Annotated in this window: 19 protein-coding genes, 1 tRNA gene and 1 riboswitch; of the genes, 5 read left to right on the plus strand and 15 right to left on the minus strand. The window is 67.1% G+C overall.

Going from position 1 to position 25,167, the window contains the following annotated elements:
* Positions 1-53: 53 nt before the first annotated feature.
* On the minus strand, positions 54-293 hold the full coding sequence (locus tag ACE3OV_RS02505) for a hypothetical protein (RefSeq protein ID WP_374324698.1): 240 nt from the start codon (positions 291-293) through the stop codon (positions 54-56).
* Between the two features lie 94 nt (positions 294-387).
* Positions 388-467, minus strand: a riboswitch (cyclic di-GMP riboswitch).
* A 237-nt stretch (positions 468-704) separates the two neighbouring features.
* Here ACE3OV_RS02505 and ACE3OV_RS02510 point away from each other — a divergent pair.
* The 4 genes from ACE3OV_RS02510 to ACE3OV_RS02525 are packed head-to-tail and all read left to right on the plus strand — an operon-like array spanning position 705 to position 12,148.
* Positions 705-9,611 (plus strand): retention module-containing protein, encoded by an 8,907-nt coding sequence (locus tag ACE3OV_RS02510; RefSeq protein WP_374324699.1) that lies wholly within the window; start codon positions 705-707, stop codon positions 9,609-9,611.
* Between the two features lie 24 nt (positions 9,612-9,635).
* Positions 9,636-9,959 (plus strand): helix-turn-helix domain-containing protein, encoded by a 324-nt coding sequence (locus ACE3OV_RS02515; protein ID WP_374324701.1) that lies wholly within the window; start codon positions 9,636-9,638, stop codon positions 9,957-9,959.
* Positions 9,960-9,962: 3 nt separating this feature from the next.
* Positions 9,963-11,813 (plus strand): TolC family outer membrane protein, encoded by a 1,851-nt coding sequence (locus ACE3OV_RS02520; RefSeq protein ID WP_374324703.1) that lies wholly within the window; start codon positions 9,963-9,965, stop codon positions 11,811-11,813.
* Between the two features lie 50 nt (positions 11,814-11,863).
* On the plus strand, positions 11,864-12,148 hold the full coding sequence (locus ACE3OV_RS02525) for a hypothetical protein (RefSeq protein WP_374324705.1): 285 nt from the start codon (positions 11,864-11,866) through the stop codon (positions 12,146-12,148).
* Positions 12,149-12,163: 15 nt separating this feature from the next.
* On the opposite strand, the gene ACE3OV_RS02530 is transcribed toward ACE3OV_RS02525, so the two are convergent.
* The 14 genes from ACE3OV_RS02530 to ACE3OV_RS02595 all read right to left on the minus strand — a co-directional run bounded on the left by ACE3OV_RS02530 (position 12,164) and on the right by ACE3OV_RS02595 (position 24,183).
* Positions 12,164-12,652: a phosphatidylglycerophosphatase A gene (locus ACE3OV_RS02530; RefSeq protein ID WP_374324708.1), complete on the minus strand. Its 489-nt coding sequence runs from the start codon at positions 12,650-12,652 to the stop codon at positions 12,164-12,166.
* The gene (gene thiL / locus ACE3OV_RS02535; RefSeq protein WP_374324710.1) at positions 12,645-13,625 is read right to left on the minus strand and encodes a thiamine-phosphate kinase; all 981 of its coding nucleotides are present in this window, start codon (positions 13,623-13,625) and stop codon (positions 12,645-12,647) included. The genes ACE3OV_RS02530 and thiL overlap by 8 nt, the downstream gene beginning before the upstream one ends.
* A 4-nt stretch (positions 13,626-13,629) precedes the next feature.
* Entirely contained in the window at positions 13,630-14,100 is a 471-nt protein-coding gene (gene nusB, locus ACE3OV_RS02540; RefSeq protein ID WP_374324712.1) for a transcription antitermination factor NusB, read from the minus strand.
* Positions 14,093-14,569 (minus strand): 6,7-dimethyl-8-ribityllumazine synthase, encoded by a 477-nt coding sequence (ribH, locus tag ACE3OV_RS02545; protein ID WP_374324715.1) that lies wholly within the window; start codon positions 14,567-14,569, stop codon positions 14,093-14,095. The genes nusB and ribH overlap by 8 nt, the downstream gene beginning before the upstream one ends.
* Positions 14,570-14,572: 3 nt before the next feature.
* Positions 14,573-15,694 (minus strand): bifunctional 3,4-dihydroxy-2-butanone-4-phosphate synthase/GTP cyclohydrolase II, encoded by a 1,122-nt coding sequence (gene ribBA / locus ACE3OV_RS02550; RefSeq protein ID WP_374324717.1) that lies wholly within the window; start codon positions 15,692-15,694, stop codon positions 14,573-14,575.
* 60 nt (positions 15,695-15,754) lie between these two features.
* On the minus strand, positions 15,755-17,500 hold the full coding sequence (locus ACE3OV_RS02555; protein WP_374324719.1) for a putative bifunctional diguanylate cyclase/phosphodiesterase: 1,746 nt from the start codon (positions 17,498-17,500) through the stop codon (positions 15,755-15,757).
* 8 nt (positions 17,501-17,508) lie between these two features.
* Entirely contained in the window at positions 17,509-18,600 is a 1,092-nt protein-coding gene (ychF, locus tag ACE3OV_RS02560) for a redox-regulated ATPase YchF (protein ID WP_374324721.1), read from the minus strand.
* Between the two features lie 10 nt (positions 18,601-18,610).
* Complete coding sequence (pth, locus tag ACE3OV_RS02565; protein WP_374324723.1) at positions 18,611-19,189, minus strand: aminoacyl-tRNA hydrolase; 579 nt, start codon at positions 19,187-19,189, stop codon at positions 18,611-18,613.
* Positions 19,190-19,265: 76 nt separating this feature from the next.
* On the minus strand, positions 19,266-19,865 hold the full coding sequence (locus tag ACE3OV_RS02570) for a 50S ribosomal protein L25/general stress protein Ctc (protein ID WP_374324725.1): 600 nt from the start codon (positions 19,863-19,865) through the stop codon (positions 19,266-19,268).
* A 56-nt stretch (positions 19,866-19,921) separates the two neighbouring features.
* The gene (locus ACE3OV_RS02575) at positions 19,922-20,872 is read right to left on the minus strand and encodes a ribose-phosphate pyrophosphokinase (protein ID WP_374324727.1); all 951 of its coding nucleotides are present in this window, start codon (positions 20,870-20,872) and stop codon (positions 19,922-19,924) included.
* 86 nt (positions 20,873-20,958) lie between these two features.
* Positions 20,959-21,035: transfer RNA gene (locus ACE3OV_RS02580), tRNA-Gln, on the minus strand.
* 72 nt (positions 21,036-21,107) lie between these two features.
* Entirely contained in the window at positions 21,108-21,959 is an 852-nt protein-coding gene (gene ispE, locus ACE3OV_RS02585; RefSeq protein ID WP_374324729.1) for a 4-(cytidine 5'-diphospho)-2-C-methyl-D-erythritol kinase, read from the minus strand.
* Entirely contained in the window at positions 21,956-22,525 is a 570-nt protein-coding gene (lolB, locus tag ACE3OV_RS02590; RefSeq protein WP_374324731.1) for a lipoprotein insertase outer membrane protein LolB, read from the minus strand. Before lolB ends, ispE begins: the two co-directional genes overlap by 4 nt.
* Positions 22,522-24,183, minus strand: coding sequence for a tetratricopeptide repeat protein (locus tag ACE3OV_RS02595; protein ID WP_374324733.1), 1,662 nt, complete (start codon positions 24,181-24,183; stop codon positions 22,522-22,524). The genes lolB and ACE3OV_RS02595 overlap by 4 nt, the downstream gene beginning before the upstream one ends.
* Positions 24,184-24,270: 87 nt before the next feature.
* Between ACE3OV_RS02595 and mutM the strand changes: the two genes are divergently transcribed.
* Positions 24,271-25,104, plus strand: coding sequence for a bifunctional DNA-formamidopyrimidine glycosylase/DNA-(apurinic or apyrimidinic site) lyase (mutM, locus tag ACE3OV_RS02600; protein WP_374324735.1), 834 nt, complete (start codon positions 24,271-24,273; stop codon positions 25,102-25,104).
* The last annotated feature ends 63 nt before the right edge of the window (positions 25,105-25,167 follow it).

A 25,167-nucleotide genomic window follows, 5' to 3' on the forward strand; every position in this document is an offset into this window, starting at 1 on the left:
GCTCACTCCGCCACCGTGAAAATGAATAAACACCGCAAAACTGATACGTCATACTAAAGGCGAGTCAGGGCAAAACTCAAGCTCTGCGTGAGCGGCCCGAACAGGTCCTCAAGTAGACCACCGTATAGCGGCACCCACTGACAGACCAGAATCAGCAGCGCAAGTTTCAGGACCAGTCCCGGCAGGTAGCGATTCAGCCAGACGCTCGCCGGCGCGACCGCGAAAGCCGTCGTGCGGCGGCGATACAGACCGTGCAGGGGAGCGGGAACGAAGTTCTGGTGGTTCTTGAGCATGATCTTTCCTTTGCATCAACACGTTGGAAAGACCATCACGCGAGCGCCCGTTGGAGTTTTCGGGCAGGTCCCGGCAGATGGCCGAGATCTTGGGCTGGGCAACCCCGCTATCTGACAAGCGCCAGACCGGAGGCTTTGCGTCCCTGCGTCGCCGCAGGTTTGCCGTTGATCACGACTGCATCCTAGATCGCAGAAACAGGCGCGTCAACTACTTTTATCATTTATTTTCTTAATAATCATAAAATCAACATCGAGCAAATCCGCATTTGCTAAACGAATAAAATGAAACTTGGTTTTCACGTATAGCATTTAATTGATGTATACGTATAATTTGAAAACACGACTTTCAATTACCTCTGACAGCTGCCTCCCCCCGTCAGAGCAAGCCCCAGCGCGCAAGGAGTTCAAGCCATGTCAGCCGCCATCAGCATTGCCAAAGCAGCTTCCGTCACCGGCCAGGTTTTCGCCATCTCGCCCGATGGCAAGGTTCGTCCCTTGCACCCCGGTGACCCGCTGTTCCCCGGCGAGAAGGTAGTGACCGCGCGCGATGCGCAGGTGGTCGTCAAACTCGCCGACGGCCGGGAAATCAGCCTGGACCGCAGCGAAAGCCTGCAGCTCGACGGCGACGTCGCAGGCAACAGCAGCCAGGACGACAGCGCGCTGACGGCGGGCAGCCCCGGGGCCCGCGAACTGAGCGCGGCGCTTGCCGCCAACCAGCCGCTCGACGAACTACTCGACGAAGAAGCCACGGCGGCCGGTGAAAGCGGCGGCGCCAGCGAAGGCGGCCACAATTTCGTGCAGTTTCAGCGCATCGTCGAAAGCATCGGCAGCAGCGATTCCGCCTACCGCTTCGGCGCCGGCGACCGCTACGCCCTGGCCGAGCGGCAGAGCGGCGACCTGACCCCGGCCGCCGCCGAGCCCGACACCACGCCGCCCAACGGCGGCGCCGCGCCAACCGTGACCATCGTCGAAGACGCCAATAACGACGGCTTCATCAACCGCGCCGAACTGCAGGGCGACGTCGACATCCGCGTCGCCTTCGACGGCAATCTGGTCGATGTCGGCGACACCGTCCGCGTCAATGCCAACGGTCTCATCATCGACGTCGTCGTCAACGCCCAGGACAAGGCCAACGGCTACGTCTCGCTGAGCGTCCCGCCGACCGCGCACGGCAGCACGCTGACCGTCGAGGCGGTGATCCTCGACCCGGCCGGCAACAGCACCCTGCCCGGCCAGGACAGCGCCAAGGTCGATACCAGCAAGCTGCAGGGCCTCGCCGTTTCTCTGGTCGAGGATACCAACGACGACGGCTTCATCAACCGCGCCGAACTCAGCGGCAAGATTGACATCCGCATCGACCTGCCGGCCGAAGCCATCGCCGGCGATCTGCTGACCGTGCGCGTCACCGGCAATGCGACGCGCAGCATCGTCCTCAGCCAGGCCGACATCGATGCCCACCGCGTGATGATCGACGTCGATGCGCCGGCCAACGGTACCCGCATCGAAGTCTCCGCCCAGGTCTCCGACCCGGCCGGCAATCTCTCCAACACCGCCGGCGACAGCGCGACGCTGATGATCGGCGACCTCGCCGCGCCCACCGTCACCATCACCGAGGATGCCAACGGCGACGGCTGGCTCAACGCCGCCGAGTTGCAGGGCGACGTCGATGTCCGCATCGATCTACCCGATACCGCCCGTGCTGGCGACAGCCTGCTCGTTTCGGTCAATGGTGTCACCCGTGCGCCGCTGATTCTCTCCGCTGCCGACATCGCTGCCGGCTATCTAGATTTGAGCGGCATCGCCAGCCCCGGCGACGGCCATACGCTGACGGTAACCGCCCAGTTGCGCGACCCCGCCGGCAACCTCAGCCCGACCGGCAGCGATGCCGTCACCGTCGACACCACGGTGTTCACCGGCCTCGCCGTCGAGATTGCGGAGGACCGTAACAACGACGGCTTCATCTCGATCGCCGAACTGCAGGGCAACGATATCGACGTCCGCGTCACCCTGCCCGCCGGCGCCGCCGTCGGCGATTCGCTGACCGTCTCCGGCAGCGGCAACGTCGATCAGGTGATCACCCTGACCGCCGCCCATCTCGCCGCCGGCCATGTCGATCTCAAGTTCAACCCGACCGCCGACAACACCGACTTCGTCACCACCGCCCGCATCACCGACATCGCCGGCAACGCCGCCGGCCCGGTCAGCGACAGCGCGCGCCTGCTGCTCTCCGAGCCCGGTGCGCCGATCGTCGCGATCACCGAAGATGCCAACAACAACGGCTGGATCAACGCCGCCGAACTCAACGGCGACATCGACGTCAGCATCACCCTGCCCGGCACCGCCCGCGTCGGCGACAGCCTGCTCGTCTCGATCAACGGCGTCCCCCAGGCCCCGCTCGTCCTGACCCTGGCCGACATCAACCGCGGCAGTATCGCGCTCGCCGTCGCCAACCCCGGTGAAGGGCAAAGCCTGGAAGTCACCGCCCAGGTCCGCGACCCCGCCGGTAATCTCGGCAAGACCGGCAGCGACAGCGCCACCGTCGATACCATTCCGCCCAACGGCGGCCAGGCCCCCACCGTCACGATTACCGAAGACGCCGACAACAACGGCTACATCAACGCCGCCGAACTCAACGGCGAGGTCGATGTGAAGATCGCCTTCGACCCGGCCAAGGTCGACGCCGGCGATATCGTCGTCGTCACCAGCGGCACGATCACCCGCGAGATCACCGTCACTGCCGCTGACCTCACCAAGGGTTACGTCACCACCGCCTTCGCCGCACCGCCGTCCGGTGACAGCATCGTGGTCAGCGCCCGCATCGTCGATCCGGCTGGCAACAGCACGCCGCCGGGCAGCGACAGCGCGATCGTCGATACCGACGCGCCGAACAAGGGCGACGCGCCGACCGTCACCATCGTCGAGGACGCCAACAACGACGGCTTCATCAACCGTGCCGAGGCGCAAGGCGTGGCCGACGTCCGCATCGATTTCAAGCCGGCGCTGGTCGAGGTCGGCGACATCGTTCGCGTCACCGACGGCAGCACCACTCGCGAAATCGTCATCGACGGCGCGAGCAAGGCGGCCGGCCATGTCCTGACCGATTTCCCTATTCCAGCGCCGGGCAACACCCTGGTCGTCACGGCGACCATCGTCGATCCCGCCGGCAACAGCACGCTGCCCGGCCAGGACAGCGCCAAGGTCGATACCAGCAACCTGCAGGGCCTTGCCGTCAGCTTGGTTGAAGACGCCAACAACGACGGCTTCATCAACCGCGCCGAACTCAGCGGCAAGGTCGACATCCGCATCGACCTGCCGCCTGAAGCCATCGCCGGCGATCTGCTGACCGTGCGCGTCACCGGCAATGCGACGCGCAGCATCGTGCTCTCGCAGGCCGACATCGACGCCCAGCATGTGATGATCGACGTCGATGCCCCGGCCAATGGCACCCGCATCGAGGTTTCCGCCCAGGTCTCCGACCCGGCCGGCAATCTCTCCAACACCGCCGGCGACAGCGCGACGCTGATGATCGGCGACCTCGCCGCGCCGACCGTCACCATTACAGAGGACGCCAACGGCGACGGCTGGCTCAATGCCGCCGAGCTGCAGGGCGACGTCGATGTCCGCATCGATCTGCCCGATACCGCCCGTGCCGGCGACAGCCTGCTGGTTTCGGTCAATGGCGTCACCCGCGCGCCGCTGATTCTCTCCGCTGCCGACATCGCCGCCGGTCATGTCAATTTGGCCCTCGCCAGTCCCGGTGACGGCAACACGCTGACCGTCGTCGCCCAGTTGCGCGATCCTGCCGGCAACCTCAGCCCGACCGGCAGCGATTCGGCCATTGTCGATACCACGGTCTTCAAGAATCTGGCCGTCGAGATTGCGGAGGACCGTAACAACGACGGCTTCATCTCGATCGCCGAACTGCAGGGCAACGATATCGACGTCCGCGTCACCCTGCCCGCCGGCGCCGCCGTCGGCGATTCGCTGACCGTCTCCGGCAGCGGCAACGTCGATCAGGTGATCACCCTGACCGCCGCCCATCTCGCCGCCGGCCATGTCGATCTCAAGTTCAACCCGACCGCCGACAACACCGACTTCGTCACCACCGCCCGCATCACCGACATCGCCGGCAACGCCGCCGGCCCGGTCAGCGACAGCGCGCGCCTGCTGCTCTCCGAGCCCGGTGCGCCGATCGTCGCGATCACCGAAGATGCCAACAACAACGGCTGGATCAACGCCGCCGAACTCAACGGCGACATCGACGTCAGCATCACCCTGCCCGGCACCGCCCGCGTCGGCGACAGCCTGCTCGTCTCGATCAACGGCGTCCCCCAGGCCCCGCTCGTCCTGACCCTGGCCGACATCAACCGCGGCAGTATCGCGCTCGCCGTCGCCAACCCCGGTGAAGGGCAAAGCCTGGAAGTCACCGCCCAGGTCCGCGACCCCGCCGGTAATCTCGGCAAGACCGGCAGCGACAGCGCCACCGTCGATACCATTCCGCCCAACGGCGGCCAGGCCCCCACCGTCACGATTACCGAAGACGCCGACAACAACGGCTACATCAACGCCGCCGAACTCAACGGCGAGGTCGATGTGAAGATCGCCTTCGACCCGGCCAAGGTCGACGCCGGCGATATCGTCGTCGTCACCAGCGGCACGATCACCCGCGAGATCACCGTCACTGCCGCTGACCTCACCAAGGGTTACGTCACCACCGCCTTCGCCGCACCGCCGTCCGGTGACAGCATCGTGGTCAGCGCCCGCATCGTCGATCCGGCTGGCAACAGCACGCCGCCGGGCAGCGACAGCGCGATCGTCGATACCGACGCGCCGAACAAGGGCGACGCGCCGACCGTCACCATCGTCGAGGACGCCAACAACGACGGCTTCATCAACCGTGCCGAGGCGCAAGGCGTGGCCGACGTCCGCATCGATTTCAAGCCGGCGCTGGTCGAGGTCGGCGACATCGTTCGCGTCACCGACGGCAGCACCACTCGCGAAATCGTCATCGACGGCGCGAGCAAGGCGGCCGGCCATGTCCTGACCGATTTCCCTATTCCAGCGCCGGGCAACACCCTGGTCGTCACGGCGACCATCGTCGATCCCGCCGGCAACAGCACGCTGCCCGGCCAGGACAGCGCCAAGGTCGATACCAGCAACCTGCAGGGCCTTGCCGTCAGCTTGGTTGAAGACGCCAACAACGACGGCTTCATCAACCGCGCCGAACTCAGCGGCAAGGTCGACATCCGCATCGACCTGCCGCCTGAAGCCATCGCCGGCGATCTGCTGACCGTGCGCGTCACCGGCAATGCGACGCGCAGCATCGTGCTCTCGCAGGCCGACATCGACGCCCAGCATGTGATGATCGACGTCGATGCCCCGGCCAATGGCACCCGCATCGAGGTTTCCGCCCAGGTCTCCGACCCGGCCGGCAATCTCTCCAACACCGCCAGCGACAGCGCGACGCTGATGATCGGCGACCTCGCCGCCCCGACCGTCACCATCACCGAGGATGCCAACGGCGACGGCTGGCTCAACGCCGCCGAGTTGCAGGGCGAGGTCGATGTCCGCATCGATCTGCCCGATACCGCCCGTGCCGGCGACAGCCTGCTGGTTTCGGTCAATGGCGTCGCCCGCGCGCCTGTCTTGCTGACGGCGGCTGACATCGCCGCCGGTCACATCGCACTGGCCGTTGCCAGCCCCGGCGACGGTCATACGCTATCCGTCATCGCCCAGTTGCGCGATCCCGCCGGCAACCTCAGCCCGACCGGTAGCGATGCCGTCACCGTCGACACCACGGTGTTCACCGGCCTCGCCGTCGAGATCGCCGAAGACCGCAACAACGACGGCTTCGTCTCGATCGCCGAACTCCAGGGCAACGACATCGACGTTCGTGTCACCCTGCCCGCCGGCGCCGCCGTCGGCGATTCGCTGACCGTCTCCGGCAGCGGCAACGTCGATCAGGTGATCACCCTGACCGCCACCCATCTCGCCGCCGGCCATGTCGATCTCAAGTTCAACCCGACCGCCGACAATACCGACTTCGTCGCCACCGCCCGCATCACCGACATCGCCGGCAATGCCGCCGGCCCGGTCAGCGACAGCGCCCGCCTGCTGCTCTCCGAACCCGGCGCACCGATCGTCACCATCACCGAGGATGCCGACAACAACCGCTGGATCAACGCCGCCGAACTGAACGGCGACATCGACGTCAGCATCACCCTGCCCGGCACCGCCCTTGTCGGCGACAGCCTGCTCGTCTCGATCAACGGCGTCGCCCAGGCGCCGCATGTGCTGACGCTCGCCGACATCAACCGCGGCAGCATCGCCTTGGCCGTCGCCAATCCGGGCGAAGGTCAGGAAGTCAGCGTCACCGCCCAGGTCCGCGATCCCGCCGGCAACCTCGGCAAGATCGGCAGCGACAGCGCCATCGTCGATACCCTGCCGCCCAACGGCGGCAATGCCCCCACCGTCACCATCACCGAAGACGCCGACAACGACGGCTACATCAACGCCGCCGAACTGAACGGCGATGTCGATGTGAAGATCGCCTTCGAGTCGGACAAGGTCGATGCCGGCGATATCGTTATCGTCTCCACCGGCGCGATCACCCGGGAAATCACCGTCACTGCCGCCGATCTGGGCCGCGGCTACGTCAGCACCGCCTTCCCACCGCAAGCGCACGGCACGACGCTGACCGTCGAGGCGCTGATCCGCGATCCAGCCGGTAACGCGACGCCGCGCGGCAGCGACAGCGCCGAATTCCGCACCGCGCTGATCATCGACGACCTGACCGTCAGCGTTTCCGAGGAAGGCCTGGCCAAGGGCCTGCCCGACAGCCTCGGCCTGCCCGCCGACAGCACTGACTCGGCGGTCGTCAGCGGTTCGCTGGTCGTCGCCAACGCTACCCCGGCGCTCAGCTACTGCCTGTTGGCGCCGAGCGAGGAACTGTGTTCGAACGGCGTGCGCATCGTCTGGTCCGGCGACGGCACCGAAGCGTCGCCGCTGGTCGGCCGCGCCGGCCCGCTCGGCCCGGAAGTGATCTGCGCCAAGGTCGACGCCCAGGGCAACTACGAAATCCGCCTGCTGCAGCCGGTCGACCACCTCGACACCAACGGCGAGGACATCGCCGCGCTCAACTTCACGGTCAAGGCCAGCGACGGCAACCAGCAGCACAGCGCGACACTGACCCTGAACATCGAGGACGACGCACCGCTCGCCCGCGACCAGAGCTTCCGCGTCGGCGATGGCGACGGCGCCGACACCAACCTGATGATCGTCCTCGACGTCTCGTCGAGCATGAACGAATGCGCCTGCGTCAAGGATCTGGCCGGTAACGACCTGAGCCGCCTCGACCTCGCCAAGCTGGCGATTGCCGATCTGCTCGACCGCTACGATGGGCTGGGCGACGTCATGGTCCGCCTCGTCATCTTCGGCAACGACGGCCAGGCGATCGGCGACCGCTGGCTGACGGTGGACGAAGCGCGCGCCGCGCTGGCCGGCATCAGCGCCGGCGGCGAAGCGTCGAACTACGACGCGGCGCTGGCCACCGCCAGCCAGGCCTTTGCCGATCCCGGCCGCCTCGCCACGGGGCAGAACGTTTCCTACTTCTTCTCCGACGGCGAGCCGACCACCGACAGCAGCGGCCACCCGTTCAACTATACCGGCCAGTTCGACCCCTTCCTCGGCGACGGCATCGACCAGGGCGAGGAACTCGCCTGGCAGAGCTTCCTGGCCCAGCACCAGATCGTCTCGCAGGCGATTGGCGTCGGCCCGCGCGGCGTCATCTATCCCGACCAGCTCAACCCGATTGCCTGGAACGGCAGCAACGGCTGCGACCTGGACAGCAACTGGATCGCCGACTTCAACGAAATGGCCTGCGTTTTTGCCGACACCGTCGACGGCCCGACCACCCTCACCGGCAGCCTCGGCGGCTTCGGCGCTGACGGCGGACACGTCGCCAGCCTGAGCATCGGCGGCTACAGCTTCGCCTACGACGCGCAGAGCAACACGCTGACCGCCAGCGGCAGTTCGGATAGCGTCATCGCCTACCAGTTCGACCCGGTGGCGCGCACCCTGACGCTGACCACGGTGCATGGCGAAACCCTGTGCATCGGCCTCTGCGACGGCAGCTTCCGCTACCACGTCGATGAAACGCCGGTACGCGGCACCCATACCGACCTCCAGTACACGCTGGTCGATGGCGACGGCGACAGCGCCAGCGGCTCGCTCGGCTTCGTCGGCACCGGCGCACCGGCCAACGTCGCACCGGTGGCCGGCATCGAGACCGGCAACAACCTGCTCGGCATCATCGGTCTCGAAGCGCTCGACCTGATCGACCTCGGCACCCGCACCCGGTTCACCGCGCTGGACGCCAACAACGACCTGGCGCGCGTCGAGATCGCCTACCGGGCGCTGGTCAATCTCGGCCCCTACCATCTCCAGGCCTCGCTCGCGCTGGCCGCCGAGCTCGGCCTGCACCTCGAGATCACCAACGACCCCGGTCTGCTCGGCCTGGTCCTGCCCAGTTCGACGCTGGTCATTACCGCCGCCGACGGCGGCAACATCGACAACCTGGCGCTCAACGAACTGCTCGGCACCGTGCATTACGAACAGTCGCTGCTCGACGTCAGCGTGCTCAGCGCGACCAGCATCACCGCCACCGACAGCCACGGCCTGAGCAGCACGGCGAGCGTCGGTTCGCTCGCCGAAGTCAGCCTGATCCATAGCCCGGACAAGGATCCGCGCCTGGTCGAAGGCAGCGACGGCGCCGACAGCCTGCAGGCGATCGCCGCCGGCAGCCGCCTCTATGGTCACGCCGGCGACGACCTGCTGCAGGGCGCCGGCGGCAGCGACCTGCTGCGCGGCGGCGACGGCAACGACGGACTCGACGGCGGCGCCGGCATCGACCTGCTGATCGGCGGGCGCGGCAACGACATCCTGATCGGCGGCGCCGACAGCGACGTCTTCCGCTGGGAGTTCGGCGACCAGGGAACGGCCGCCGCGCCGGCCACCGACGTCATCCTCGATTTCAATGCGACGGCGACGGTCGGTGCCGGCGGCGACGTGCTCGACCTGCGCGACCTGCTCCAGGGCGAATTCCACGACGGCAGCGACCTCGGCAATCTCGGCCAGTACCTGCAGATCGAGACCGCCAGCGACCACACGCTGATCCGCATCAACCCGCTCGGCGACGGCAGCGCGCCGACCCAGCAACTGATCCTCGACGGCGTGGACCTGTCGGCCGGCGGCCTCCACGCCGGCACGGCCCAAATCCTCGAAAACCTGATCCAGCAGGGACGCCTGCTGGTCGATTGAACCCTTGGTACTAGGAGAATCCGCATGAACACCGAACTCATCTGCAAGAATGGCCAGGACATCCGCGAGCTGCGCAATCAGCTCGGCCTCAAGCAAAGCACCTTCTGGAAGCGCATCCTGGTCACCCAGTCCGGCGGCTCGCGCTACGAAACCGGGCGCACCATTCCCAAGCAGGTGCTGCTGCTGATCCATCTCGCCTACAGCCCGCTCAAGGAATCGGAAGCCTTGCTCAAGCAGTTGCACGCCGGCAAACCGGTGCCGATGCTGCGCGAAATCAGCGAACGCCCCCGCGTCCGCCGTTCGCACGGCGGCCGCACGCCAAGCGTGATCCAGGCCGGAGCCTGCTGAACGATGAGCCAACTCAAGACCCTCCCCTGGCTGCTCGCCGGCCTCGCCCTGCCGCTGCATGCCCAGCAAGCGGCAACCCCGGAAGTTCAACAGGCGCTGCGCCAGGTGGCCCAGCAGGCAGTGCAGAAAAGCCCGGAAGTGACGATCAAGTGGCGCAACTACAAGGCCGCCGAAGAAGAAGTCGGCGTCGCCCGTGGCGGCTACTTCCCGAAACTGGACCTGAGCGCCGGGGCGGGTCGTGAGAGCCTGGAAGTCCCGGGCGCGGCCAAGGACAGCTACACCCGGCGCGGTTACGCGCTGACGCTGAGCCAGATGCTGTTCGACGGCTTCGCGACGCGCAGCGAAGTGCGCAAGCTGGGCAAGGCCAAGCTGGTGCGCTACTACGAGTTGCTCGAAGCCTCGGAAAACGTTGCCCTCGAAGCCAGCAAGGCCTACGCCGACGTGCTGCGCTACCGTTCGCTGGTGACGCTGGCTGAAGACAACTACGTACGGCACAAGGCGACTTACGAGCAGATCAAGGCGCGCACCGCGTCCGGCGTCGGCCGTCGGGTCGATCTTGATCAGGCGGCCAGCCGCCTGGCGCTGGCCGAGGTCAACCTGACCACCGAGACCGCCAACCTGCACGACGTGATGGCGCGCTACCAGCGCCTGGTCGGCGAACTGCCGGCCGGCGCGCTGACGCCGCAGCAACTGACCGGCGCGGCGCTGCCGGCGAGCCCGAAGGCGGCGCTCGATGTGCTCTACAAGCGCAACCCGACGCTGCTGGCGGCGGTCGAGAACATCGAGGCGGCGCAGTACGACGTCGAAGGCCGGCGCGCTGCCTACATGCCGCGCGTCGATCTGCGGGCACGCACCGAGACGACCAAGAACTACCAGGGCGTCAGCGGCGAGCGCGACCAGAACGTCGCCGAAGTCGTGATGTCTTGGAACCTGTTCAACGGCGGCTCGGACACGGCGCGCGAGCGGCAGTACGTCGAGCGCAAGCACATGGCGCTGGAAATGCGCGAGAAGGCCTGCCGCGACACCCGGCAGACGCTGTTGATCGCCTACAACGACGTGCAGCGTCTGCGCGACCAGAAGGAAGACCTGACGACGCAGGTGGCGCTGCTCGAGAAGACGCGCGACGCCTACCGCGAACAGTTCAACATCGGCCAGCGCACGCTTCTCGACCTGCTCGACACCGAGAACGAACTGCTGGCGGCGAAGCGCTCGCTGGTCAATGCCGACACCGACCTGACGCTGGCCTACCTGCGCAGTCAGGCCGGCATGGGCTCGTTGCTCGAATTCATGGGCCTGCAGAAGCTCGAGACGACGACGCCGGAAGCCAGCGAACTGGCCGAAGTCGACGCGGCAACGCTGTGCCCGCCGGAGCCGGTGGCGCTGAGCGGCACGCCGCGCGCCGATCTCGACGCCCGGGCGCAGGACATGCTGGGCAAGAAACCGCCGGTAGTGACACCGCCGCCGCCCGCCAGCGACGCCGACGTCCAGGCGCGCATCCGCGCCTGGGCGCAGGCCTGGTCGGCGAAGGACTACACCGCCTACACCGCCTTCTATGCGCCGAGCTTCACGCCCGACCGCGGTCTTTCGATGAAGGAATGGGACCGCCTGCGGCGCACCCGCATCATGCCGCGCGAAAGCATCGCGGTGACGGTGGACAAGCTGGACGTGCAGATGCACGGCACCGACCGGGCGACGGCGAAGTTCGAGCAGACCTACCGCTCGAACATCTACAACGACCGCGTCCTCAAAACCCTGCAGATGATCCGCGAAAACAGCCAGTGGCTGATCACCGGCGAAACCTCGGTACCCTGCCGCGGCAACACGGTCGGCGGCTGCAGCCCGGGCCAACGCTGACCCTGAAAAGCGGCTTGGTCGCCGGTCGGCCAAGCCGCTGGAGCCCGCTCATGAAAATGTCGCGCCTGCCATCGACCACCACTCGCCAACCCACGGCGGAAGCCATCGAGCGAGCCACCCAGGCGCTGCTTGCCAGCCGGCGCCGGGTGGAGCCGATGGAAGGCGTGGTCAATCAGCGCGAACGCTCGTTGCAGCAGGAACTGGGCGAATTCGACTGGGCCAGTCAGCAAGCTGAGAGGCGCTGCAAGAGCGGCGGCAACGCCGACCCGGATGAACTCCGCCGACGCTTCGACACCCGCTGCCGGCAACCGGGAACGATCAGCGCAAAAGCCTGAGCGGCCGGCAGCAGCTCAGCCGCCGATGGTGTAGCGCAGCAGCGCCAGCACGAACAGCGTGTAGCCGGCGGCCACCAGGTCGTCGGCCATCACGCCGAAGCCGTTCTTGACGTTCTCGTCGAACCAGCGCGCCGGTTGCGGCTTGCTGATGTCGAACAGGCGAAACAGCAGGAAGGCCGCCAGTTGCCATAGCCAGCCCGGCGGCGCCAGCAGCAGGACGAACCAGAAGGGAACGATCTCGTCCCAGACGATGCTGCCGTGGTCGGGCTCGCCGAGCGCCCGGCCGGCGACTTCGATGAACCAGATGCCGGCCAGGTAAGCGACGGCGAACAGGAAGAGCAGCTGGCCGTCGCCGAAGAAGGGGCGGAACAGGATGAAGCTGGCCCAGGCGAACAGCGTGCCGAAAGTGCCCGGTGCCCACGGCGCCAGCCCGCTGCCGCAGCCGCAGGCGAAGAAATGCGCCGGGTGGGCGAACAGGAAACGGACGCTGGGCGGCTTAGGCAAAGTGGTCGTACCCCCGGCGTGCGATGTCGACCGGCTGGCCGTCCGGATCGAACACCTCGACCGTACCCGGCGTCCCGGCGACGATTTCGCCGATCGGCCAGAGCGGCAGTTCGAGCGCAGCGGCGAGCGCCGCCACCTCAGGACTACGCGCCGCCGGCACGGTAAAGCACAGTTCGTAGTCGTCGCCGCCGGCCAGTTGGCAGTCGAGGGCGAGGCGGCGCAGGTCGGCGTCGTAACGCTCGCCGCTGCCGACCAGGTCGCGCAGTTGCGGCAGTTGCACGAGGCGAACGGCGGCGGCGCAGGCCGAACGTTCGGCGATGTGGCCGAGATCGGCGAGCAGGCCGTCGGAAACGTCGATCGCCGCGCTCGCCAGGCCGACCAGCGCCTGGCCGAGGGCGAGCCGCGGGCGCGGCTTTTCCAGGGCGGCGATGCACAGCCGCGGCCAGGGTTCGGGCAGGCTGACCCGGCCCTGCAACTGGGCGAGGCCCAGTGCCGCCAGCCCGGGCCGGCCGGACACCCAGACCTGGTCGCCGGGACGGGCGCCGTCGCGGCGCAGGGCGCGCCCCGCTTCGACTTCGCCGAGCGCGGTGACGCACAGGTTGAGCGGGCCACGCGTGGTGTCGCCGCCGATCACGTCGACGCCGTACTCCTTGGCGCAAGCGAAGAAACCGTCGGCAAAACCTTCGATCCACGCCGCGTCGGCCGCCGGCAACGCGCCGGCCAGCGTCACCCAGCGCGCCATGGCGCCCATCGCCGCGAGGTCGGAGAGATTGACGGCGAGCGCCTTCCAGCCGAGGTTGCGGGGATTGGTGTCGGGCAGGAAATGGGTGCCGGCGACCAGCATGTCGGTGGTCACCGCCAGTTGCTTGCCGGGCGTCGGCTGGACCAGCGCGCAGTCGTCGCCGGGACCGAGCACCGCCGACGGCGTCGGCCGGGCGAAGTAGCGGTCGATCAGCGCGAACTCGCCCGCCATCGCCTTACTTGCCGCGCCGGCGCGCAGCGACCTCGTCCGGGCGGACGATCGCGGCGACCTTGTCGAGCACGCCGTTGACGTACTTGTGGCCGTCGGTGCCGCCGAAGGACTTGGCCAGCTCGATGGCTTCGTTGATGATGACGCGGTACGGCGTCTCCGGATGATTGACCATCTCGAAGGTGCCGAGCATCAGCAGCGAGGCCTCGACCGGCGAGAGTTCGCCGAAGGGGCGGTCGATGTGGCTGGCGATGCGCGCGATCAGCGCTTCATGCTGGCCGATGACGCCACGCAGCGTGCCGACGAAGAATTCGCGGTCGGCCTTGGCGAAACCTTCCATTTCCGGCGCGTAGGCTTCGATGGCGGCTTCATCGGCACCGCCGACACGCCACTGGTAGAGGCCCTGCAGGACGAATTCACGGGCGCGGCGGCGGGCCGACTTGGGCGGCGCCTTGGGGGTCTGTTCCTGCTCAGTCATTGCTCAGCGCTCCTTGCAGATTGGCCATTTCGACGGCGGCCTGGGCACAGTCGGTGCCCTTCGGCTGCATGCGGACTTCGGCCTGTTCGTCGGTGTCGCAGGTCAGGATGCCGTTGGCGATCGGCACGCCGGTGTGCAGTTGCAGTTCCATGATGGCGCGGCAGGCGTCGTTGGAAACCACTTCGAAGTGGTAGGTGTCGCCGCGGATCACCGCGCCGAGGGCGATCAGCGCGTCGTACTGGGCGGTCTGCGCCATCGTCTGGAGGACCAGCGGGATTTCCAGCGCGCCGGGGACGGTGGCGATCGCCATGTCCTCGTCGGCGACGCCGAGGCGCTTGAGCTCGGCGACGCAGGCGGAGAGCAGGCCTTCGCAGATGGGCAGGTTGAAACGGCTCATGACGATGCCAATGGCCAGGCCATTGCCGTCGAGGTTGCTGTCGAATTCGAATACGTTGTCAAAACGGGACATGGCTCAAAGCTCCGCGGGTGAAGTGACGAAACCGGTGACTTCGAGGCCGAAGCCGGTCATGGAGGGCATCTTGCGCGGGCTGGAGAGCAGCCGCATCTTGCCGACGCCGAGGTCGCGCAGGATCTGCGCACCGATGCCGTAGGTGCGCGGGTCCCATTTCTGCTGCGGGCGCGGGGCGCCGGTGTTTTCCGGGCGGGTCAGGCGCTCGAGCAGCGCGTTGCCGTCTTCCGGGCGGTGCATGAGGACGATGACGCCGTGGCCGTTTTTGGCCAGCGCCGCCTGCGCCTGATCGATCGAGTAGGACTGGCGGCTGCTCGCGGGGTCGAGGAAGTCGAGCACCGAGAGCGGCTCATGGACGCGCACCAGGGTTTCGCCGCCGGCAGGGATGTCGCCCTTGACCAGGACCAGGTGGGTGCCGCCGCCGGCGCGGTCGACGTAGGCGTGCAGCGCGAATTCGCCGTGCGCGGTAGCGATGCTCTTGCTGCTGACGCGCTCGACCAGGGTTTCGGAAGCGGCGCGGTAGTGGATAAGGTCGGCGATGGTGCCGATCTTCAGGCCGTGCTGCTTCGAGAATTCGATCAACTCGGGCAGGCGGGCCATCGTGCCGTCGTCGTTCATGATCTCGCAGATCACCGCCGCCGGCTCCAGGCCGGCCATGCCGGCGAGGTCGCAACCGGCTTCGGTGTGGCCGGCGCGGACCAGGACGCCGCCGTCGCGGGCGGTGATCGGGAAGACGTGGCCGGGCTGGACGATGTCGGCCGGACTGGCGTTGCGCGCCACGGCGGTGCGGATGGTGTGCGCCCGGTCGGCGGCCGAGATGCCGGTGGTGACGCCTTCGGCGGCTTCGATCGAGACGGTGAAGGCGGTGCCGAACTGGGTGCCGTTGCTGCGTGCCATCTGGCTCAGACCGAGGTGGCGGCAGCGGGCTTCGGTCAGCGTCAGGCAGACCAGGCCGCGGCCGTACTTGGCCATGAAGTTGATCGCTTCCGGCGTGACGTGCTCGGCGGCCATGACCAGGTCGCCTTCGTTTTCACGGTCTTCCTCGTCGACCAGGACGACCATGCGGCCGGCCTTCAGTTCGGCGACGATTTCTTCGGTTGAGGCAATGGCGGGATGCGGAGGCATGGAATTCCGGGAGTGAGGGGAAAGGGGGGTATTTTCGCAGAAACGGACCGAGCCGGGGGCTCAGCCGGCCTGCCCGGCCCGGTGGGCCTTGACGAATTCGATCACGGCGTCGGCCGGCAAGGGCCGGCTGTAGAGAAAACCCTGGACGAAATCGCAGCCGAGGCCGGCCAGGAAATCGCGCTGCCCTTCGGTTTCGACGCCTTCGGCGACCAGTTCCAGGCCCAGCTTGTGGCCGAGGGCGACGGTGGCGGCGCAGATGGCGGCGTCGTTGGTATCGGTTTCCAGATCCTTGACGAAGGAGCGGTCGAGCTTGAGACGCTGGATCGGCAGGTGCTTCAGGTAGGCGAGCGAGGAATAGCCGGTACCGAAATCGTCGATCGCCAGCATCATGCCCATGTCCGACAACTGGTCGAGGATGGACAGCGTCAGCTCCGGGTTCTGCATCGCCGTGCTCTCGGTGATTTCAAGCTCGAGGTCGGCGGCGCTCAGGTCGTAGCAGGAGAGGACGCCGCGGATCAGGGCGGGCAGGTTCTCATGGCGCAGTTGCTGGGCCGAGATGTTGACGGCGACGCGCAGGCGGTCGATGCCGGCGTCGCGGAAGCGGCGCACCTGGCGGCAGGTTTCCCAGATCACCCAGTCGCCGAGCGGCTGGATCAGGCCGCTGTCCTCGGCGATGCGGATGAAGCGGCTGGGCGGCACGTCACCCAGCTCGGGATCGTGCCAGCGGGCGAGCGCCTCGAGACCGGCGATCGCGCCGTTGCGGGTGTCGATCTGCGGCTGGAAATGCAGCGAAAACGGCGAGAACGCCGGCGTCACCGAGGCCAGCGCCCGACGCAGCGCGTTTTCCAGGCGCAGGCGTTCGCCGGCCGCCTCGTTCATCGAGCGGGCGTAGAACTGGTAGTTGTTGCGACCGGCATCCTTGGCGTGATACATCGCGACGTCGGCGTTGCGCAGCAGGGTCTCGCGGTCGCGGCCGTCGGTCGGATAGAGGCTGATGCCGATGCTGGGCGTCGCGAACAACTGGTGCGGACCGATCACGTGCGCCTCTTCGGCCAGTCGGTGACGCACCTTGCCGGCCAGCGAGACCGCCGCCATCGCGCTGTCGATGTCGGGCTGGACGACGACGAACTCGTCGCCGCCAAGCCGGGCGACGATGTCGCTGGCGCGCACGCAGTCGCGCAGGCGCAGGGCGACGCTCTTCAGCAATTCGTCGCCGACCGGGTGACCAAGGGTGTCGTTGACCGTCTTGAAGTGGTCAAGATCGATCAGCATCAGCGCCACCTGGCGGCCGTCGCGCTCGGCGCTGCGGATCGCCAGTTCGAGCTGCGACTCGGAGGCGAGGCGGTTGGGCAGTCCGGTCAGCGGGTCATGGTAGGCGAGGTGCAGCAACTTCTGCGTCGCCTCGACGCGTTCGCCGATGTCGGCGTAGGTGGCGACATGGTTGAGCAGCTTGCCGCTGGCGTCGCGCACTTCCGAAACCACCACCCACAGCGGATGGATGCTGCCATTGCGGTGACGGTTCCACATCTCGCCGGTCCATACGCCGTCGGCGCGGATCGCCTGCCACATCGTCGCGTAGTAGTCCTTGCTCTGGCGCCCCGAGGAAAGCAGCGACGGGTCGCGGCCGACCACTTCGTCCAGGCGGTAGCCGGAAAGATGGCAGAACGCGGCATTGACGGCGACGATGCGGTTGTCGGCGTCGGTAATCAGCGCCGCCTCGCTCGACTGCAGCAGCAGGCGATGCAGCACGACCGGGGCGAGCGCCGCCAGCGACTCGCCGATGGCTTGTGCTTCGTCCCGGTCCATGGGGTCGGTCAGACGTTGAACAGGAAGTTCAGGACGTCGCCGTCGCGGACCACGTAGTCCTTGCCTTCGGCGCGCATCTTGCCGGCTTCCTTGGCGCCGGCCTCGCCCTTGAACTGGATGAAGTCCTCGTAGGCGATGGTCTGGGCGCGAATGAAGCCGCGCTCGAAGTCGGTATGGATGACGCCAGCCGCCTGCGGCGCGGTATCACCGGCGTGGATGGTCCACGCGCGCACTTCCTTGACCCCGGCGGTGAAGTAGGTCTGCAGGCCGAGCAGCTTGTAGCCGGCACGGATCAGGCGATCGAGGCCGGGCTCGTGCAGGCCCATCGATTCGAGGAATTCGACCTTGTCGGCGTCTTCGAGGTCGGCGATCTCGGCTTCGATCGACGCGCACAGCGCGACCACCTGCGAGCCTTCTTCAGCGGCATGCGCTTCGACCTTGGCCAGCAATGCGTTGTCGGCAAAGCCGTCTTCGGCGACATTGGCAGCATAAAGCACCGGCTTGGCGGTGATCAGGCAGAAGGGCTTGAGGCTGGCCCATTCTTCCTTCGAGAGATCAAGGGCGCGCACCGCCTTGCCCTGATCAAGCTGGGCGAAGCATTTTTCCAGCACGGCAACCAGGATCTTGGCTTCCTTGTCGCCGGCGCTGGCCGGACGCTTGTAGCGGTTGAGCGCCTTTTCGACGGTGGCCATGTCGGCGAGCGCCAGTTCGGTGTCGATCACCTCGATGTCGCGGATCGGATCGACACTGCCGGAGACGTGCACGACGTTCGGATCGTCGAAGCAACGGACGACGTGGACGATGGCGTCGGTTTCGCGGATGTTGGCGAGGAACTGGTTGCCCAGGCCTTCGCCCTTCGACGCACCGGCGACCAGGCCGGCGATGTCGACGAACTCGACGATGGCGGGCTGGATCTTCTGCGGCTTGACGATTTCGGACAGGGCCTTGAGGCGGGGATCGGGCACCTCGACGATACCGACGTTCGGCTCGATGGTGCAGAACGGGTAGTTGGCGGCTTCGATGCCGGCCTTGGTCAGCGCGTTGAACAGGGTGGATTTGCCGACATTGGGCAGACCGACGATACCGCATTTCAAAGACATGTTCTTTTCCTCAGACGGCTTTGCCGTGCAACTGTTGCTGGGCGCCGGGATAGTCACCGGCGGCGATGCGGGGCCACGCCAGCAGGCTGCGCTGGAGGGCATGTTCGATGTCGGGCGCTTCTTCCTTGCGCGGCGGATGGAGGACGAAATCGACCACCTGCTGGGCCAGGTTGAGCGTGCGCGGGTGGCCGATGCCGAGACGCAGACGCCAGAAATCCGGCGTACCGAGCCGGGCCTGGATGTCCTTCAGGCCGTTGTGGCCGCCGTTGCCGCCGCCCTGCTTGAGACGGATGCCGCCCGGCGGCAGGTCGAGTTCGTCATGTATGACGAGGATCTCGGCCGGGGAAATCTTGTAGAAATTGGCCAGCGCCGCGACCGCCTGCCCGGAGCGGTTCATGTAGGTGCTCGGCTGCAGCAGCCAGAGTTCGCCGGCGCGCGCCGCCTTGCCGAAGAATTTGGCTTGCGGCGCCAGGCTGACGCGCAACGACTCGGCCAGCCGGTCGACGAACCAGAAACCGACGTTGTGCCGGGTGGCTTCGTATTCCGGGCCGGGGTTGCCGAGGCCGACGACGAGACGGGGCGTGCTCATGGTGACTTGTGCGATCTATGCGAAAAGGCCGCCGGGGCAAATGCCTGCGGCGGCCAGCACGACGAATCGGCAGGAATTACGCGGCAGCTTCGCCTTCGTCAGCCTGGGCGCCGCCCTTGCCGACGATGCTGACGACGATCGGGTCTTCATCACCGTGCTTGACCAGGGCAACGCCTTGCGGCAGCGCGATCTGGGAAGCGTGGATGTTTTCGCCGACCTTCAGGGCACCGACGTCGACCGTCAGGTATTCCGGCAGGTCCTTGGCCAGGCAGTGGATGTCCAGTTCGCCGATGACGTGGTTGACCAGGCCGCCACCGAGCTTGACGCCCGGCGCGTTTTCTTCGTTGACGAAGTGCAGCGGCACCTTGATGTGCAGCTCATGGTCGGCGTCGACGCGCTGGAAGTCGATGTGCAGGACCAGCGGCTTGTAGGCGTGCTTCTGGAAATCGCGCAGCAGGACTTGTTCCTTCTTGCCGTCGATGACCAGGTTGATGATCGAAGAATGGAAGGCTTCCTTCTTCAGCTTCAGCAGCAGGTCGTTGTGGTTGGTCTCGATGGCGATCGGGGCGGCGTTGCCACCGTAGACGATGCCCGGGACGGTGCCGGCGCGACGCAGGCGGCGGCTCGCACTCGTTCCCTGCAGGTTGCGCACGTTGGCGATGACTTCAAATTGCATGGTACTGCTCCAGGTGTTTTCCCGATCCGCGACCAGACCGGGAAGGTTGAAAAAACTCAATCGATGAACAAGGACGACACCGAGTCGTCGTTGCTGATGCGGCGGATGGTTTCGGCCATGATTTCGGCCACCGACAGCTGGCGGATGCGCGGCGAGGCAGCGGCATCGTCGCGCAGCGGAATGGTGTCGGTGACGACCAGGGCGTCGAGATCGGAAGTATTGACGCGCTCGACGGCCGGGCCGGAGAGCACCGGGTGCGTGCAGTAGGCAACGACCTTGCTGGCGCCGTTGGCCTTCAGCGCGGTGGCGGCCTTGCACAGGGTGCCGGCGGTGTCGACCATGTCGTCCATGATGATGCAGCTACGGCCCTTGACATCGCCGATGATGTTCATCACTTCGGAAACATTGGCCTTCGGACGGCGCTTGTCGATGATCGCCAGGTCGCATTCGAGGCGCTTGGCCAGCGAACGGGCGCGGACGACGCCACCGTGGTCGGGCGAGACGACCATCGGGTTTTCGTAATTCTGCTTGCGGATGTCGTCGAGCAGGATCGGCAGGGCGTAGATGTTATCGACTGGAATGTCGAAGAAGCCCTGGATCTGTTCGGCGTGCAGGTCCATCGTCAGCACGCGGTCGACGCCGGAGGCGACCAGCATGTTGGCGACCAGCTTGGCGGCGATCGGCACGCGCGACGAGCGCGAGCGGCGATCCTGGCGGGCGTAGCCGAAATAGGGAATGGCGGCAGTGATGCGGCCGGCCGAGGCGCGCTTCAGCGAATCGACCATGACCAGCAGTTCCATCAGGTTGTCGTTGGTCGGGGCGCAGGTCGATTGCAGCACGAAGATGTCGCGACCGCGCACGTGTTCCTGCAGTTCAACACTGACTTCGCCGTCCGAGAAGCGGCCGACGTTGGCCCGACCGAGATCGACGTTGAGATGCTTGGCGACGTCGGATGCCAGCTTGGGGTTGGCATTGCCGGTGAAGACCATCAGGCTGTTATAGGCCATTTCCGCATTCCTCCGGGCTCCGCGCGCGCCGCGAAGGCCCGATACAATGAAAATCGGGCAGGCCAAAGACCTGCCCGAAGGGAAACTGGCAGAGGAGGAAGGATTCGAACCTTCGAATGCCGGAATCAAAATCCGGTGCCTTGACCAACTTGGCGACTCCCCTGCGGTTCGTTCGGACGGGGTCTCGTTCGAACGAGGCGCGAATGATACAGGAGGGTTTTACGGAAATCCAGCCCTATTGTGCAATTTCTGCCAATGGATGTTGCGCCAGCCCGTTGGCGACCCAGCCGATCATGCCTTCCGGCATGCGGGAAGCAGCGGCCACAGCCGCATCTTCGCCAGCGAAGGCGGCGAAGACGCAGGCCCCGGAGCCGGTCATCATGGCGCCCGGCGCCTGCTGGCGCAGCCAGGCAAGATGGCTGGCGACGGCGGGAAAGCCGGCGACGGCGACGGCCTCCAGGTCGTTGCCGCCGACGCCCGGCCGCCAGTCGGCGGGTTTGATCGCCGGCGTGTCGCGACGCAGGTCCGGCGCACCGAAGATCGCCGCCGTCGGCACCTGCACCGGCGGTTGCAGTACGAGATAAGCGGCCGCTGGCAGGTCGACATCGGTGAAGGTTTCGCCGACGCCTTCGGCGAAACAGTTGCGGCCGTGGATGAAGACCGGCACGTCGGCGCCCAGCGCCAGCCCCAGTTTTTCCAGTTCGCCGCGCGGCACGCCAGTCCGCCACAGGTGGTTGAGGGCGAGCAGCACGCTGGCCGCATCCGACGAACCGCCGCCAAGGCCGCCGCCCATCGGCAGCGTCTTCTCGAGATGGATCGTCACGCCCTGGCGGTCGCCGGTATGCTGCTGCAGCAGGCGGGCGGCGCGTACGGTCAGATCGTCGTCCGGGGCGACGCCCGGGGTCGGGGTCGCCAGCTCGATGCGGCCGTCGGCGCGCGGCGAGAAGCGCAGCCAGTCGCAGCGGTCGATGAAGCGAAAGACGGTCTGCAACAGGTGGTAGCCATCGGCGCGGCGGCCGACGACGTGCAGGAAGAGGTTGAGCTTGGCCGGCGCCGGCCAGCGGCTATGCCAGTTCCAGTCGTTCATGGCAGGGCTTTCCAGGTTTCGATGCGCAGCCGCAGTTCGAGCGCCGCGTTGCTCGCCGTCAGACGCATCGGCGGTGCCGCCGGGTCGTCGTCGGCGTAGGCATAGTCGACGCGCCAGCCGGCTTCGGCGAGGCGCAGCGGGCGACCGAATTGATCGCGGTCGAGGCTGCCGCCGGGACCGGGACGACCGAGCAGCCAGCCAGCGAGGCGGCCGATCGGCAGCGCCTGGCCGGTGACTTCGGCGAGCAGTTGTTCGGCATCGGCGGCTTCGCGGCTCTGGCCATCGCTGGTGATCAGGCGCGCCCGGCCGCCGCCGCTGTGGAGTTCGGCGACGCCGATGCCGAGCGGGTTGGCGAGCAGCAGGCGATCGCCGTCCCGGCCGTGGCTCCAGTCGAGGCGGCCGCCGCTGCTTTCGCTGCTGCCGTCAGCCAGGCGCGCGAGCAGCGCGAAGCGGCCGGTGACGGCGAAATTCTCCAGCTGCTCGCGCTGCGGCAGCGGCCCGGCCGGCAACTGGGCACAAGCGGCAAGGAACAGCGCGGCGGCAAGGCCGCTCAGGCGACGGATCAAGGCAGGTACTTCTTGATCACCGCGCCCAGCGTCTTGTTGTCCGGCGCATTGCGCTGCGCTTCCTGCAGCAGCCGGCGTGCCTCGTCCTGGCGACCGGCCTGCCACAGCACCTCGGCCAGGTGGGCGGCGATTTCCGGGTCGGGCTTGATCCGGTAGGCGGCCTGCAGCGTCTGCAGCGCGACGTCGAGCTTGCCCTGGCGGTACTGCAGCCAGCCCAGGCTGTCCATGATGAAGGGGTCTTCCGGCGCCAGTTCGACGGCCCGGGTGAGCAGCGGCTCGGCTTCGTCGAGGCGGATGTTGCGGTCGGCGAAGGAATAACCGAGCGCGTTGAGCGCGTGGGGGTGATCCGGGTGCTTCTTGAGCAGGCGGCGCAGGTGGAATTCCATCGGCTCGTACAACCCCAGCCGTTCGGCGGTCAGCGCCGCGTCGTAGAGCAGGTCGGGACTGTCGGGATCGGTCTCCAGGGCCTTCCTGAGCGTCGCATAAGCGGTGTCCTCGCGGCCGCTGTCGCGGTGCAGCTGGGCTTCGGCCAGCACCAGTTGGGCCCGCTCGCCGGGCGTCGCGCCACGCGTATCGCGCAGCAGGCGCAGGGCCTCGTCGCTCTTGCCCTGTTCGAGCAGGATCGTCGCGATGCGGGCGCGCGCCGCGACATGCCGGTCGCCGCTGACAACGCGCCGGTAATGCTCGATTGCCTGCTCGTTCTGTCCGGCTTCCTGGGCAATCTGCCCGAGCAGGTAATGGATGCTGCCGCGGTCGGCGAAAGGCGTCGCCAGCAGACGTTCGAGCAGGGCGATCCCGGCCTCGCGCTCACCGTGCTGCAAGGTCAGGATGGCGGCCGGATAGAGCACCGCCGGCTCATCCGGAAAATCCTTGAGCAAGCGGTCGTACTGCTGCCGGGCATCGTCCAGGCGTTTTTCGGCAACCAGCATCTGGGCCAGCGCCAGACGGGCGTCGCGGGCGTCCGGGTGGGCTGCGACGAACTGCCGCAGACTGCCGATTCCCTTTTCGGCATCCTGACGCGCCACCAGCTTGGCGCGGGCAATCGCCGCCATGGCCCAGTCCGGCTTGCGCGCCAGCGCCGCTTCGGTCTCGCGCAGCGCCCGCGCCTCGTCGCCGGCGGCCAACGCACCCTGGGCCAGCGCGAAACGCGCTTCCGGCAATTCCAGATAAGGCGGCAGCACGGCGTCAAGCAGGGCAAGCACCGCCTGTTTGTCGGGAATGCGCGCCAGCATGCGGTTCAGGTGCAGCAGGTTCTCGCCGAGGTTTTCTTTATCGCTTGCCAGCAAGGCAACCAGATGCGGCTGCAGCTGATCGACCTGGCGGGCATGGACGAGCAGCGCCAGTTGCGCCTGGCGGGCCGGCGTCGATTCCGGTTCGACGCTCAGCCACAACTCGACCAGCGCCAGGGCGCGAGCGTTGTCACCGGCGAAACCGGCGACCTCGACAGCGCGGGCGATGACCTTCGGGTCGCGGGTGCGCTCGGCCAGATCGGCCCAGGCCTGCACGCTGAGTCCGACCGCCCCCTGGCGCAGCGCCAGTTCGCCGAGCAGGACCTGGAACACGGTGCGCCCGAGCAGATCCTCGCTGGGCGGCGGGGCAGCCCAGGCAGGCAGGCCGAGGGCCAGGGTGAGGGCGACGACGAGTTGCTTCGGGGACATGGTGGCTTTCCGGTTGGCCTGCGTATTTGAACGCATAATATCGAAGTAGTTTGCGATGTTATTTGGGAATTGACGGGGGAACAAGCGATGCCGGAGTTGCCGGAGGTTGAAGTCTGTCGCCGGGGGATCGCCCCCGAGCTGGAAGGCGAGGTCGTGCGCGCCATCGTGCAGCGTGCGGCGAAGCTGCGCCAGCCGATCCCCGGCGAGCTGCGCGAGCTGCTGCCGGGCTGCCGCATCGTCGCCGTGCGCCGGCGCGGCAAATACCTGTTGATCGACTGCCGGCGCGCCGGCGTCGAAGGCACATTGATCATTCACCTCGGCATGTCGGGCAACCTGCGCTTCGTTCCCGCCGACCTGCCGCCGGAAAAGCACGATCACTTCGACCTCGTCCTGCCCGGGCAGACGCTACGCTTCGCCGACCCCCGGCGCTTCGGCGTCGTTCTCTGGCAGCCGGGAGCGCCAGCAACGGTCGAGCAGCACCCGCTGCTCGCCATACTCGGCATCGAGCCGCTCGCCGACGAGTTCACCGGCGACTGGCTGCACGCCGCGCTGGCGCGGCGCCACGGCCCGGTCAAGCCGGTGCTGATGGACAGCCATATGGTAGTCGGCATCGGCAACATCTACGCCGCGGAAAGCCTGTTCCGCGCCGGCATTTCGCCGCTGCGCGCGGCCAGCCGGATCAGCCGCCTGCGCTGCGCCAGCCTGGTCGACGCCATCCGCGCCACCCTGAGCGACGCCATCGCCGCCGGCGGCAGCAGCATCCGCGACTACGTGCACAGCGACGGCGGCGCCGGCTGCTTCCAGATCCAGGCCGGCGTCTATGATCGCGCCGGCGAACCCTGCCTGCGTTGTGGCGGCGCCATCCGACAGATCCGCCAGGGTGGCCGCAGTACCTACTATTGCCCAGCCTGTCAGCGCTGAAAGCGCGCGGCAGCACGGGCCACTTATGCTAAATTGGATACTCGTACTGTCGCCGGAACTTCC

Source organism: Azonexus sp., from assembly GCF_041909095.1.
Taxonomy (GTDB): domain Bacteria; phylum Pseudomonadota; class Gammaproteobacteria; order Burkholderiales; family Rhodocyclaceae; genus Azonexus.

Excerpts from the sequence above, each read along its gene's own strand:
- ACE3OV_RS02505 (WP_374324698.1), bottom strand. The coding sequence starts at position 293 with ATGCTCAAGAACCACCAGAACTTCGTTCCCGCTCCCCTGCACGGTCTG.
- ACE3OV_RS02510 (WP_374324699.1), top strand. The coding sequence starts at position 705 with ATGTCAGCCGCCATCAGCATTGCCAAAGCAGCTTCCGTCACCGGCCAG.
- ACE3OV_RS02515 (WP_374324701.1), top strand. The coding sequence starts at position 9,636 with ATGAACACCGAACTCATCTGCAAGAATGGCCAGGACATCCGCGAGCTG.
- ACE3OV_RS02520 (WP_374324703.1), top strand. The coding sequence starts at position 9,963 with ATGAGCCAACTCAAGACCCTCCCCTGGCTGCTCGCCGGCCTCGCCCTG.
- ACE3OV_RS02525 (WP_374324705.1), top strand. The coding sequence starts at position 11,864 with ATGAAAATGTCGCGCCTGCCATCGACCACCACTCGCCAACCCACGGCG.
- thiL (WP_374324710.1), bottom strand. The coding sequence starts at position 13,625 with ATGGCGGGCGAGTTCGCGCTGATCGACCGCTACTTCGCCCGGCCGACG.
- nusB (WP_374324712.1), bottom strand. The coding sequence starts at position 14,100 with ATGACTGAGCAGGAACAGACCCCCAAGGCGCCGCCCAAGTCGGCCCGC.
- ribH (WP_374324715.1), bottom strand. The coding sequence starts at position 14,569 with ATGTCCCGTTTTGACAACGTATTCGAATTCGACAGCAACCTCGACGGC.
- ribBA (WP_374324717.1), bottom strand. The coding sequence starts at position 15,694 with ATGCCTCCGCATCCCGCCATTGCCTCAACCGAAGAAATCGTCGCCGAA.
- ACE3OV_RS02555 (WP_374324719.1), bottom strand. The coding sequence starts at position 17,500 with ATGGACCGGGACGAAGCACAAGCCATCGGCGAGTCGCTGGCGGCGCTC.
- ychF (WP_374324721.1), bottom strand. The coding sequence starts at position 18,600 with ATGTCTTTGAAATGCGGTATCGTCGGTCTGCCCAATGTCGGCAAATCC.
- pth (WP_374324723.1), bottom strand. The coding sequence starts at position 19,189 with ATGAGCACGCCCCGTCTCGTCGTCGGCCTCGGCAACCCCGGCCCGGAA.
- ACE3OV_RS02570 (WP_374324725.1), bottom strand. The coding sequence starts at position 19,865 with ATGCAATTTGAAGTCATCGCCAACGTGCGCAACCTGCAGGGAACGAGT.
- ACE3OV_RS02575 (WP_374324727.1), bottom strand. The coding sequence starts at position 20,872 with ATGGCCTATAACAGCCTGATGGTCTTCACCGGCAATGCCAACCCCAAG.
- ispE (WP_374324729.1), bottom strand. The coding sequence starts at position 21,959 with ATGAACGACTGGAACTGGCATAGCCGCTGGCCGGCGCCGGCCAAGCTC.
- ACE3OV_RS02595 (WP_374324733.1), bottom strand. The coding sequence starts at position 24,183 with ATGTCCCCGAAGCAACTCGTCGTCGCCCTCACCCTGGCCCTCGGCCTG.
- mutM (WP_374324735.1), top strand. The coding sequence starts at position 24,271 with ATGCCGGAGTTGCCGGAGGTTGAAGTCTGTCGCCGGGGGATCGCCCCC.